This window comes from Pararhodonellum marinum (assembly GCF_015354735.1).
In the GTDB taxonomy this organism is placed as follows: Bacteria; Bacteroidota; Bacteroidia; order Cytophagales; family Cyclobacteriaceae; genus Pararhodonellum; species Pararhodonellum marinum.
In genome coordinates, this window is sequence record NZ_JACEFJ010000001.1 from 728,628 (window position 1) to 740,731 (window position 12,104).

A 12,104-nucleotide genomic window follows, 5' to 3' on the forward strand; every position below is an offset into this window, starting at 1 on the left:
ATTCTTTCAGAATTTATAGATCACCATATGACTCAGCTGAGTTGATCCACTGTAAATGAAGCGAATATGAAATGGCAAGGAAGAAGAAAAAGTGCTAACATCGATGATAGGAGAGGCCAATCCCAACCCGCATTTGGGGGTGGGAGGGGATTCAATCCTTTTTTGATCGGTCCCTTAATCAAGCTCCTATTTTCAAAGGCAGGTCTGTTTATCATTGGTGGCTTTTTTCTCATCACCTGGTTGATGGGTATCAACCCCCTTTCGTTGATCCAACAATTTGTTGGGGGGAGCGGCTTTACCCAATCAGGAAGTTATGAGGCTACTGCCGAGGAGGAAGAACTGGCTGAATTTACTGCTGTGGTGCTGGCCGATACGGAAGATGTCTGGAACCAATTGATTGAAAATTACCAGGAGCCTACCCTGGTCTTGTTTTCCGGAAGTGTAAGTTCTGCCTGCGGGTCTGCATCCTCTGCCACAGGACCTTTTTATTGCCCTGGGGACAAACAGGTTTATATCGATTTGAGTTTTTACAATGACTTGAAGAACAGGCTTGGGGCTCCGGGAGATTTTGCTCAAGCCTATGTGATCGCCCATGAAGTGGGTCACCACATCCAAAACCTAATGGGGATCAGCGGAGAAGTCCAGTCCAGGAGGGGCCGGATAAGCCAAACGGAATACAATGAACTCTCCGTGCGCCTGGAACTTCAAGCGGATTTTTTGGCAGGCGTATGGGCGCACCATACCCAAAAAATGAAAAATGTTTTGGAGGAAGGAGATATTGATGAGGCATTGAACGCAGCCAATGCTATCGGAGACGACCGGATCCAAAAACAATCACAAGGTCGGGTGGTGCCAGATTCCTTCACCCACGGAACCTCCGCCCAAAGGATGCGGTGGTTCAAAAAGGGCTTTACCACCGGAGACCTTAATCAGGGAGATACCTTTGGCATTCCTTACGGCCAATTGTGATTTTGGTTTGAGAATTGAATAGCAGAAAGCAGGATATCAGGGGATCGGAGAACAGGATATCAGGAGATCAGAGAACAGGAGATCAGAGAACGGAAAACAGGGGAAAGTTTATAGCTCGAAGCTCAAAGGTGAAAGCTGAAAGTAGTTGAAAACAGAGAACTGGATATCAGGGTATCGGAGACCAGGATATCAGAGAACAGGGAAAAAGGCTCGAAGCTCGAAGCTCAAAGCTCAAAGGTGAAAGTAGTAGAAAACAGAGAACTGGATATCAGGGTATCAGAGAACAGGATATCAGAGAACGGAAAACAGGGGAAAGTTTATAGCTCGAAGCTCAAAGGTTAAAGCTGGAAGTAGTAGAAAACAGAGAACAGGATATCAGGAGATCAGAGAACAGGATATCAGAGAACGGAAAACAGGGGAAAGTTTATAGCTCGAAGCTCAAAGGTGAAAGCTGAAAGTAGTAGAAAACAGAGAACAGGATATTAGGATATCAGAGTACAGGATATCGGAGAAAAGGATATCGGAGAACAGGGGATCAGAGAACAGGATATCAGAGAACGGAAAACAGGGGAAAGTTTATAGCTCGAAGCTCAAAGGTGAAAGTTGAAAGTAGTAGAAAACAGAGAACAGGATATCAGGTTATCAGAGAACAGGATATCAGAGAACGGAAAACAGGGGAAAGTTTGAAGCGGGAAGGTGAAAGGTGAAAGTAGTAGAAAACAGAGAACAGGATATTAGGATATCAGAGAGCAGGATATCAGAGAAAAGGGAAAAAGGCTCGAAGCTCAAAGCTCAAAGGTGAAAGCTGAAAGTAGTAGAAAACAGAGAACTGGATATCAGGGTATCAGAGAACAGGATATCAGAGAATGGAAAACAGGGGAAAGTTTATAGCTCGAAGCTCAAAGGTGAAAGTAGTAGAAAACAGAGAACAGGATATCAGGTTATCAGAGAACAGGATATCAGAGAACGGAAAACAGGGGAAAGTTTATAGCTCGAAGCTCAAAGGTGAAAGCTGAAAGTAGTAGAAAACAGAGAACAGGATATTAGGATATCAGAGTACAGGATATCGGAGAAAAGGATATCGGAGAACAGGGGATCAGAGAACAGGATATCAGAGAACGGAAAACAGGGGAAAGTTTATAGCTCGAAGCTCAAAGGTGAAAGTTGAAAGTAGTAGAAAACAGAGAACAGGATATCAGGTTATCAGAGAACAGGATATCAGAGAACGGAAAACAGGGGAAAGTTTGAAGCGGGAAGGTGAAAGGTGAAAGTAGTAGAAAACAGAGAACAGGATATTAGGATATCAGAGAGCAGGATATCAGAGAAAAGGGAAAAAGGCTCGAAGCTCAAAGCTCAAAGGTGAAAGCTGAAAGTAGTAGAAAACAGAGAACTGGATATCAGGGTATCAGAGAACAGGATATCAGAGAATGGAAAACAGGGGAAAGTTTATAGCTCGAAGCTCAAAGGTGAAAGTAGTAGAAAACAGAGAACAGGATATCAGGTTATCAGAGAACAGGATATCAGAGAACGGAAAACAGGGGAAAGTTTATAGCTCGAAGCTCAAAGGTGAAAGCTGAAAGTAGTAGAAAACAGAGAACAGGATATTAGGATATCAGAGTACAGGATATCGGAGAAAAGGATATCGGAGAACAGGGGATCAGAGAACAGGATATCAGAGAACGGAAAACAGGGGAAAGTTTATAGCTCGAAGCTCAAAGGTGAAAGTTGAAAGTAGTAGAAAACAGAGAACAGGATATCAGGTTATCAGAGAACAGGATATCAGAGAACGGAAAACAGGGGAAAGTTTGAAGCGGGAAGGTGAAAGGTGAAAGTAGTAGAAAACAGAGAACAGGATATTAGGATATCAGAGAACGGAAAACAGGGCAAAGTTTGAAGCGGGAAGCTGAAAGGTGAAAGCTGAAAGTAGTAGAAAACAGAGAACAGGATATTAGGATATCAGAGAACAGGATATTAGGATATCAGAGAACAGGATATTAGGATATCAGAGAACAGGATATTAGGATATCAGAGAAAAGGGAAAAAGGCTCGAAGCTCAAAGGTGAAAGCTCCGTAAATCCCAATTCATAATTTATCATTCTTTTTAGCTCAGCATGACGCCAAAACTACCGTCACTCTGAGCGTAGCGAAGCCTGCCCGCGAAAGGAGGGAGTCTTCGTTATTCCGGAGTTACGAAACGACATGCCTAACATCACCCTGAGCGTAGCGAAGCCTGCCCGCCAAAGGAGGGTTACTTCATTATATTGGAGAACGCCGAAGTAATAAATCCGCGCATTACTTTTCTACCAATTAAAATGAATAGAAAGTACGATAATGAAGTCCCCCAAATGGAGGATTTAGGGGGAAACAGCTCGAGGCTGAAAGAAGGGAAAATCATTTTGACGTTACCCTATTGGCATTTATTTATTGAAAAAGTTTATTCAGCAGCGCATCGATAGCGCGGGCGGCGAGTTTGGCGGTGAGGTGGTCGCTGTCAAATCGGGGATTCAATTCCACCACATCCATGCTGATCAGTTTGCCGCTTAGGGCTAGATGGTCAAATACCTTGAAAGCCAATTCCGGAGTAAAACCCATGGGAGATGGGGCGCTCACACCCAGTGCATAAGGGGCCGCAAAGCCATCCATATCCAGGGTCAAATAGAGCTGATCGACTTTTCCGCAGAATTGATCCAATTGGCTGCTTATTTCTCCCCAATTGGAAAGCCGAAACTGATCCATTTCCATCCAATGTACCCCCATTTCCTTGGCGGTGGCAAAGAGCGATGGAGGGTTGGAGGCCTTTTGGATGCCCAGGCAGAGGTAATGGAAGGGGAATTTCGGGGTGGCTGCTTCTGCCAACTGGAAAAAAGGGGAACCCGAATGTCCTTTCCCCGCTACCGGTTTCCTCAAATCGAAATGCGCATCGAGATTGATGATGCCCAGGGTTTTGTTTTTGGGTTCAAGGTATTCTCGGATGCCCTGTGCATGTGCCAAGGCCAGGTCATGCCCACCCCCCAGCAACACCGGGAAATGGCCGACATCTAGCAGTTTGTAAACCCAAGCGGAAATTCCGGCGTGGCTGTCTTCCATCGCTTCGTCTAGGGTCATAATATCTCCATAATCTGCGATCTGTAGGTCCTCGGGTAGGTGATAGGCAAGCGGCGCAAGCATTTTCCGGATGGCCTCCGGACCTTTGGCTGCCCCGGTTCTCCCCCGGTTTCTGCCTACCCCTTCATCCCCGGCATAACCCAGTAACGCCACCGATTTCCCTTCTGATGGATTTACAGGTAACTGGGGAGGCAGGCAGCTGACCTTTTGGTACCAATATTCCGGAACCTCCGAAGGTCTTCCGGTCCATAGGGCAGGGTCAGTAGGCAGGTGATGGCTGGTCATAGGGGGCTAAGATTTATTTTGGTCTATGAAAGTAAGGATTTTTTTGCTACTAATTTACAAAGGGTTTGTGATGGATTTTTAGCCACTAAGGCACGAAGGCACAAAGAGTTTTTGATGGATTTTTTAGCCACTAAGGCACTAAGGCACCAAGGGTTTTTGTAATGGATTTTTTAGCCACTAAGGTACGAAGGGTTTTTGTAGGTGGAAATATTGCTTTGGAATTTGCTGATGTTGTGATTTTTGGTGGATGTGACATTCAGAAAATAAAGACCCATATTAAGCTGTACAAAATTGGACTAAATTTTTTTCAGAAAAATTGAAAATAAATTGATTCTATGGTTTTTGATCTTGATAAAGTAATTTTAGTTAAACGATAAACTTTTTTAAACGAATTCTTTAGAATATTATTTTGAATTGTACAATTAGAAAAGTACAAATCAACGTAGCTTTTAAGAATGATGGCGTATCAAGGATTTGTTTTTTTGTATTTTAATAATTAAGTTAAACATCGAAATTTATAGTAGCGTTCTTTTTTCGTATTATTTTAACTGTTATTTTACCTTTTTTAAAATTATTTTATGAAAACATTCTTTTTACTTGTTTTTTATACTTTCGCCTTGTTTGCCTCAAGTTACTTCCTTTTGGACTTGGAGGGCATGATGATCAATGAAATTGCCGGTCAGTTTACCTTGGAAATCCTAGTATATGGGCTGTTGGATACAAGTTATTTGAAATGGTTTTCATTAGTTTTTACATTTTCGTTTTTGATAAAGAGATGTGTTTTGGTATGCCTGTTTATTTCTTCAGGTATGTTTTTTAAGAATTTGGATGGTTTTTATTCGAATAAACTCATTTTTTATGGAGAACAAAATATTTCCGGTTTCGATAGTCAATAACACTGTTGAGGTTTATGACTCGAAGATAAGTGTTAGGTCCATATTGATCTATACGATTTTGGTCAGTATTTTCCTAGGGTTTTTAGTTGCCCTTCCTTTAGTCCATGTAGATGTGGCTGTACAATCACGAGGAACCTTTCAATCAGCTCTTCATAGGAATCAACTTACCAGCTCGGTTGGCGGAAGATTAGAGTTGTGGAATATGGTGGAAAATCAAAAGGTTCGTAAGGGGGAGTTAATCGCTGTAGTTAGGGGAGAAGTTTTATCCCTGGAAATGGAAGGAGTAAATGAAAGGTTAAATGTTCTAAACGATTTCATCGGTGACTTGGGTAGATTGGTGAAATTAGATTTTCATGGTCATCAGGTTGAATTGATTAAGCTCAGATCGAAATTTTATCAAGCCTCTCTTTTAGAATTTCAGTCCAGAGTGCTCAATCAAACTGCTTCGGTTCAAAAACTTGAAAGAGATTTTAAAAGAGCTGAAATATTGTATTCAAGCAATACGATTCCATTTGCTGAGTATGACAATGTAGAGGTTCAATACAAGCAAGCCGTTTCACAGCTGGATATGATTAAAAAGCAAAAACTCAACGAATGGGAACACGAACTGATCAATTACCAAAATGAAAAAATTAAGCTTTCCAACCAACTAGAAGTGCTTACAGAGCAAATAGATCAATATAAAATCATTGCAGGAACGGATGGAACCTTAATGAATGTCATGAACCTCAACGTAGGTGACTTTGTCCATGCAAATCAAAAATTGGCTGAAATTTCACCTGATACCACCATGTTGGCGGTTACCTATCTATCTCCAGCAGACATCGCCTTTATCAGTAAAGGTCAAAAAGTCACATTTCAAGTGGATGCCTTCAATTATAATCAATGGGGCATAGCAGAAGGAAAAGTTGTTGATGTAGCCGATGATTTGACCTTAATTAGCGAAAAAGAAGCCGGATTTTTGGTAACCTGTAGTCTAAATTCACCGGTTTTGACCCTCTCTAGTGGTCAGAAGGGTACCATAAAAAAGGGGATGACTTTCAATGGTCGTTTTATAGTTGCAAAAAGATCATTATTCCAACTACTCTATGATAAAGTAGACAATTGGATAAATCCATCAAATCAACCAATTTAATTTTTTGCAGATATGGGAGTAAAGGTAAAACAGAGAGATATTACAGATTGTGGGGCTGCTTGCTTGGCATCTGTTGCCTCATATTATAATTTGGAAATGCCGGTGGCAAAAATCCGACAAATGGCGTCTACGGATCAAAAGGGGACCAATATTTTGGGGCTGATTGAAGCTGCTACTAAAATGGGTTTTTCTGCCAAAGGGGTTAGGGGAGATTATGATGCTTTGAAGGGAGTCCCAATGCCGGTAATCGCACATGTTATTGTCAAAAAAGTGTTGCATCATTTCGTGGTACTGTATGAGGTTGGAGATAGAATTGTATCTTATATGGATCCTGCGGATGGGCAAATGCATAAAGTAAGTCCAGAATCTTTCAAAGAAATGTGGTCGGGTGTATTGGTGCTGCTTATGCCAAATGATGAATTCAAGGCCATCAATCAAAAGGTGAGCACATGGAGTAGGTTCTGGTTTTTAGTCAGGCCACATAGAGGCGTGATGTTTCAGTCGCTTGTTGGTGCGATAATTTATACCATTTTGGGATTATCAACTTCTATTTACGTCCAAAAAATCATCGATCATGTTTTTATAGGAAGAAATACCAATTTGCTGAATTTGTTATCGGTAGTCATGATCGTTCTTTTGTTGTTACAAATTGTGATTGGCGTGCTGAAAACCTTATATATTGTTAAAGTCGGACAGCGAATAGATGCGAGGTTGATTTTAGGATATTACAAGCACTTGTTGACATTACCCCAGCGATTTTTTGATACGATGCGAGTAGGGGAGATCATTTCAAGGGTAAATGATGCTGTGAAAATCCGCGCATTTATCAATGATGTTTCAATCGGGTTTTTGGTGAATATATTTATCGTACTTTTCTCATTTACTTTAATGTTTACTTTTTATTGGAAACTGGCTTTAGTCATGTTAGTGGTCATACCACTTTATGCGGTGATCTATTGGGTGACTAACCGATTGAATCGAAAAATTGAAAGGAGGTTGATGGAAGAATCTGCTGAATTGGAATCACAACTAGTAGAATCCATAACTTCAGCAGGCACCATCAAACGGTTCGGGGCAGAAGACCATGCCAACATCAAAACTGAAGTCAGATTTGTTTCTCTGCTGAGGACTGTTTATCAGTCTGGGTTGAACAACATATTTTCAGGCACCTCCTCCGAGGTTGTATCCCGGTTATTCACCATCATCCTACTCTGGGTTGGTGCAGGCTATGTTTTGAAAAATGAGATCACTCCTGGAGAATTGATGTCATTTTATGCTCTAACCGGCTATTTGACAGGACCAGTTTCCAGCTTGATAGGTATGAATAAGACCATACAAAATGCTTTGATTGCAGCTGATAGGTTATTTGAAATTATGGATTTGGAGGTTGAAAGTTCTTCTGATACTTTTCCTATCAAAAAGGAGGATGTCGGTGATATTGTTTTTAAAAATGTAAACTTTCGTTACGGTTCTAGGTCAAATGTATTTAATGATCTCAATCTAACCTTTCCAAAAGGTAAAGTATCAGGTGTAGTAGGGGAGAGCGGTTCTGGGAAAAGCACCTTGGTGTCCCTGCTCCAAAACCTTTACCCGCTACAATCAGGCAACATTTACATTGGTGAACATAATATCAAATTTGTTAATAATGTCAGTTTGAGACGTGTAGTTTCTGTAGTACCTCAGCGAATTGATCTATTTGCAGGAAATGTTTTGGAAAATGTGGCTTTGGGAGATTATCAACCGAATATGCAGAAGGTAGTGAACATTTGCAATAAGTTAGGTATGATGGATTTTATTGAAAGTTTGCCAAATGGCTTTGGGACCTACCTAGGAGAAAATGGAGCTTCCTTATCAGGGGGGCAGAAGCAGCGAATTGCTATTGCTAGGGCTTTATACAGAGATCCGGAAATTCTGATCCTAGATGAAGCCACAGCTTCTCTTGATCCTGATTCAGAGCAGTTTGTCCAAGAGACAATTCGATTGCTTGCGACAGAAGGTAAAACGGTCATTTTTATTACACACAGGTTGGCAGCAGTTCAAGATTTTGACAGATTGTATGTTTTGGATAAAGGAAAGTTAATTGAAGAAGGTAGGCATTCCGAATTATTGGCTTTAGAAGGCAAGTATTATGAAATGATAAGAAAACAGCTTTTGGTCTTAAATTAATCTTTAACTAAAAACTTTAATGAATATGGAATTTGTAAGACAAATAGAAAGGTTTCAACTTTTGAACAAATTGGTGAAGGAACAGCGGACAGGAAGCCCTGAGGAGTTAGCTGCAAGGTTGGGGGTGAGTCGTAGACAATTGTATGTTTACCTAGAATACCTGAAAGACATGGGAATTGATGTGCAATACTCAAGAAGGATAAATAGTTTTGTTTTTAGCTGCAACAAGCAACTGAGAATAGATTGGAGATTTGAGATTTTGGATCCAATTGAAGGTAGAAATGTCCAAGGTGGTTTGGGATTATATCAGAATAGAGACTACGGTTCTTTTTTTCTTGACTTTCAGATGACTATGGTAGCCTAAATTGTTCGAATAAACCTTTATCGAATCAGAATTAAAATGACCAGATATCAAAATTATTTTAAGTATCCTTTGGATTGAAAGTCCATAATTGTTTAGAGTTGATTTGAATGAACCATTTATTTAGTAAATGAAGAAAAAATACTCAAATGAGATGCAGACCTTAAATGAACTGTTAAACTTTTTAAAAAATCCGTATAAGGCATCGGAATATAGGAACATAAAAGGGAAAGAATTCCTGTTTTTGTTATTGATAATTATCATGGTTGTGATTCCTTTTCCATTACTCATAGAACTGGCTGAGTTGGATCAGCTTGACCATAAACTAATCGAAATGTTAGAAAAAAACAGGTGGTTGGTAGCCATAGGTGCTATTGTTTTGGCCCCAATGATTGAAGAGCCGGTATTTAGGTTGCATTTGGATTTAAAAAAAGCTTCTATTTGGTGGGGCCTGGCTTTGTCAATTTTTCTAATAGGTGATTTTTGGTATCCAATTGTTTTGTTTTGGGGCTATCTCATTTTTTTACAAGTTCGAGTTAGTCAAGGAAATCCACCTAGTATGAAATTCATAGTGTATTGTTCTGCCACGTTTTTTGCTATTGTACATATGGCTAACTTCAAAGAGTTAGACTACAGTGAATTTATCTTTTGGATCCCTTTGTTGGTTGGTAGTCAGTTTTTTGAAGGGTTAATTTTAAGCTATATCCGGCTTAATTTTGGGATTAAATGGTCAATTCTTTTTCATGGGGCTTTTAATGCAATATTTATACTGCCTGCTGTTTACTTTTTCAATCCTTAAAAAAAAATTTAATTAAAATGTTGAGTGCTGTTATTATGCACTGACCAAAGATAAATTAGAACCATGATCAGTTGCCGAAAATCATGCTAGCTAAGAATCTTGGCTGACTGAGATTGGGAGAACCAACCGCCCGGCAAAGGTTGGGAGAAAAATGAAAATTGTTTAAATTATGGAAAAGTTTAAAGAATTAAGTTTTGAGGAGATGCAGGAGGTTGAAGGGGGATATTGGCAAGTAATCGCTGGGGTTCTAGCCCTTGCAATTTTAACCGATATTGCTTTGAATACTAGAGAATCAATTGATGTATTTACTAAAGGTTTTAACGATGCAAGAAATTAATTTTACAAATCTACGAGATTTAAATGAGAAAGAGTTACTTCTTATTGAAGGTGGTGGCTTATCTGAGCTAACTGAAAAAATTGTATATGGAGTAGGATATGCAGTTGGTTGGTTAAGTACGAGGAATTGGAGCGGTATTCCCGCTCACGAATCAGCCTTGTTGGGACCTAATGCTAGACCTACAGGTTAATTTATGTAAACTAAAAGATTGATGTTACCTTTTGTGAAAATTGGTTAACATCAATCTTTTTTAATTAAAAAATAAAAAATGTTATTTTAAAAAATGAATAAGCTATTATTATTTAAACCTTTAACTTTACATTTTTTTAAAATAATTGCTCTTTATTTGATAGGCTATTTATTGGCAAGTCATTACAGACCCATTCAAAACAGTCAAGGCTTTCAGGATTTAGGTGTTGCTGACTCTGGTGTTGGATTGGTTTCACTGATGGCGGTTTATTTAATTTTTACCCCACCAAGTAGGCCCCAGGCGAAAGCTAAGAAAAATGCAATCATCGTATTGTCAGTATACTTAATTCAGGAAATTTACTGTTATTTTTTCCCGGGTTTTGTGGGGACTTTTGATTTCAAGGATTTGGTTTATTATGTTTTTGGCTTTATGCTTATATACTGGTTTGATGTCAGAGAGAGAAAGGTTGTTTAATTTCATTTTGTGACTATGTTGGCCAGAGAAAAAGAATTTGAAGAGCTTCGTAATGAAACTTGAAGGAGCGGATTCGAAAATTCATTTGCAGAAAAATTCATAGGCCTTAATTCGATTTACAATGATGACCTGGAATTTGCAATCAAGGCTGCTTACAATATAGCCATAATCTATTCTACAGCTGATCAACCGGAAAAAGCTTTGGACTACCCTCTTAACATCATTCCTAACCGAAAATTTCTCTCCTACTTTTAATTTTCTATTTTATTAATTTATGCATTAAATGACTTGGAAAAACTCCAAAAAATTGGTGAAGCAAAGGAATTGTTTAAACCGCATATATTCGAGGAGGGGTTTCATAGGTTAACACCTATTGCTTTATTGGCTTGGTATGTAAAAGCATTTGATCCCTCAGATGAAGATCTAAATCGATATTAAAAGCTATGGGTCAATGCTATGGATGAATTGGGATATCAGCCTGGTAAAATCAGCTTATAGGAACAGATTGTGGAAGGACAAGAGTTTCTTTTATATTTTGGAAGAAAGTTTGGTGAAGCTCATATGAGTTTTAAGAATAAGTCTAATTAGGAAAATATTCAAACAATGGAAAAGTATATTGCGTCGGATCCACCAGCTTATTATTTAAAATTAGCTCAAGAACAGAAAATTTGGCTCAGCAATAGTGACAGCTGATTTTTTTCACCTATTCAGGTTATCATAGCTATATGATTTAGATATTCCTGTACGCTTTCCGAACGTTTAATCAGGGAATCCACTACAGGTCTTATGAAATAGAAGTTTTCGGCATCGTCATCTGATTTGAACCAACCTTTCCCAAAAAAAGCCCGTTAAATCGTTGAATAACAACCTTTAAATCCATGAGAAAGCTTCTTCCTGTTCTTTTCGCTATGATCATCTTTGTTGCCTTGGGCAGTTGCACATCCACCTCATCCATTCCGACTGCGGAAGGGAGTTTTGAAGGGATTGAGGTTTTTACTGCCAAGATTCCTGATAAAAACTTTGAAGAAATCAAGTTTATACAAGTACAGGGAGGCTGGTTTTCCGGGCCCAGGGGTTTGATGAACACGCTGGTCAAAAGAGCCAAAAGTGAAGGGGCAGATGGCTTGGTCAATGTGCAGTACAATACCCTCCATATCGGTAGTACCATCTCCGGAACGGCTGTAAAATTTGAGACGAGCAGTCCCTGAAGTAGCACTGATTTCCCTCATGGTTCACATCAAGATGTCGGAATAGGGGTAAGCCTTGCTTGAACGTTTACTTTTTGCCGGGGGATTGGCACTGTGAAATCCTCAAACCCTTGCAGGGTTTTTTCTCCAAGCCATCCCGATTTTCCGGTGTGGCCTCCCGGGGCAAGCAACCTTTTCAG

11 protein-coding genes are annotated in these 12,104 nt (G+C 39.6%); 10 read left to right on the forward strand and 1 reads right to left on the reverse strand.

Annotated features, from left to right (window positions below; all coding sequences use genetic code 11):
• Positions 1–66 precede the first annotated feature (66 nt).
• Positions 67–969 carry a KPN_02809 family neutral zinc metallopeptidase gene (ypfJ, locus tag H1A14_RS03070; protein WP_194774718.1) on the forward strand — a complete coding sequence of 301 codons (903 nt, stop codon included), beginning with the start codon at positions 67–69 and terminating at the stop codon, positions 967–969.
• A gap of 2,421 nt (positions 970–3,390) precedes the next feature.
• Here ypfJ and hutG read toward each other — a convergent pair.
• Entirely contained in the window at positions 3,391–4,359 is a 969-nt protein-coding gene (hutG, locus tag H1A14_RS03075) for a formimidoylglutamase (RefSeq protein ID WP_194774719.1), read from the reverse strand.
• 578 nt (positions 4,360–4,937) lie between these two features.
• Between hutG and H1A14_RS03080 the strand changes: the two genes are divergently transcribed.
• The 9 genes from H1A14_RS03080 to H1A14_RS03120 all read left to right on the forward strand — a co-directional run bounded on the left by H1A14_RS03080 (position 4,938) and on the right by H1A14_RS03120 (position 11,925).
• Positions 4,938–5,255, forward strand: a complete 318-nt coding sequence (locus tag H1A14_RS03080; RefSeq protein WP_194774887.1) for a hypothetical protein — start codon at positions 4,938–4,940, stop codon at positions 5,253–5,255.
• Between the two features lie 58 nt (positions 5,256–5,313).
• The gene (locus tag H1A14_RS03085) at positions 5,314–6,390 is read left to right on the forward strand and encodes an HlyD family secretion protein (RefSeq protein ID WP_228527521.1); all 1,077 of its coding nucleotides are present in this window, start codon (positions 5,314–5,316) and stop codon (positions 6,388–6,390) included.
• 12 nt (positions 6,391–6,402) lie between these two features.
• The gene (locus H1A14_RS03090; RefSeq protein ID WP_194774720.1) at positions 6,403–8,556 is read left to right on the forward strand and encodes a peptidase domain-containing ABC transporter; all 2,154 of its coding nucleotides are present in this window, start codon (positions 6,403–6,405) and stop codon (positions 8,554–8,556) included.
• A 25-nt stretch (positions 8,557–8,581) separates the two neighbouring features.
• Entirely contained in the window at positions 8,582–8,920 is a 339-nt protein-coding gene (locus tag H1A14_RS03095) for an HTH domain-containing protein (protein WP_194774721.1), read from the forward strand.
• A gap of 127 nt (positions 8,921–9,047) precedes the next feature.
• A complete protein-coding gene (locus tag H1A14_RS03100; RefSeq protein ID WP_228527522.1) occupies positions 9,048–9,716 on the forward strand; it encodes a CPBP family glutamic-type intramembrane protease in 669 nt (222 codons plus the stop codon).
• Positions 9,717–9,885: 169 nt separating this feature from the next.
• Positions 9,886–10,053, forward strand: a complete 168-nt coding sequence (locus H1A14_RS03105) for a bacteriocin class II family protein (protein WP_194774722.1) — start codon at positions 9,886–9,888, stop codon at positions 10,051–10,053.
• Positions 10,040–10,243, forward strand: coding sequence for a hypothetical protein (locus H1A14_RS03110; RefSeq protein WP_194774723.1), 204 nt, complete (start codon positions 10,040–10,042; stop codon positions 10,241–10,243). The genes H1A14_RS03105 and H1A14_RS03110 overlap by 14 nt, the downstream gene beginning before the upstream one ends.
• Before the next feature lie 93 nt (positions 10,244–10,336).
• Positions 10,337–10,717 carry a hypothetical protein gene (locus H1A14_RS03115; protein ID WP_194774724.1) on the forward strand — a complete coding sequence of 127 codons (381 nt, stop codon included), beginning with the start codon at positions 10,337–10,339 and terminating at the stop codon, positions 10,715–10,717.
• 878 nt (positions 10,718–11,595) lie between these two features.
• Complete coding sequence (locus H1A14_RS03120; RefSeq protein ID WP_194774725.1) at positions 11,596–11,925, forward strand: hypothetical protein; 330 nt, start codon at positions 11,596–11,598, stop codon at positions 11,923–11,925.
• The last annotated feature ends 179 nt before the right edge of the window (positions 11,926–12,104 follow it).

Bases quoted from the DNA above. Each gene is read 5' to 3' on its own strand.
- ypfJ (WP_194774718.1), top strand. From the start codon at position 67: ATGAAATGGCAAGGAAGAAGAAAAAGTGCTAACATCGATGATAGGAGA.
- H1A14_RS03100 (WP_228527522.1), top strand. From the start codon at position 9,048: ATGAAGAAAAAATACTCAAATGAGATGCAGACCTTAAATGAACTGTTA.
- H1A14_RS03090 (WP_194774720.1), top strand. From the start codon at position 6,403: ATGGGAGTAAAGGTAAAACAGAGAGATATTACAGATTGTGGGGCTGCT.
- H1A14_RS03110 (WP_194774723.1), top strand. From the start codon at position 10,040: ATGCAAGAAATTAATTTTACAAATCTACGAGATTTAAATGAGAAAGAG.
- H1A14_RS03105 (WP_194774722.1), top strand. From the start codon at position 9,886: ATGGAAAAGTTTAAAGAATTAAGTTTTGAGGAGATGCAGGAGGTTGAA.
- H1A14_RS03080 (WP_194774887.1), top strand. From the start codon at position 4,938: ATGAAAACATTCTTTTTACTTGTTTTTTATACTTTCGCCTTGTTTGCC.
- hutG (WP_194774719.1), bottom strand. From the start codon at position 4,359: ATGACCAGCCATCACCTGCCTACTGACCCTGCCCTATGGACCGGAAGA.
- H1A14_RS03095 (WP_194774721.1), top strand. From the start codon at position 8,582: ATGGAATTTGTAAGACAAATAGAAAGGTTTCAACTTTTGAACAAATTG.
- H1A14_RS03115 (WP_194774724.1), top strand. From the start codon at position 10,337: ATGAATAAGCTATTATTATTTAAACCTTTAACTTTACATTTTTTTAAA.
- H1A14_RS03120 (WP_194774725.1), top strand. From the start codon at position 11,596: ATGAGAAAGCTTCTTCCTGTTCTTTTCGCTATGATCATCTTTGTTGCC.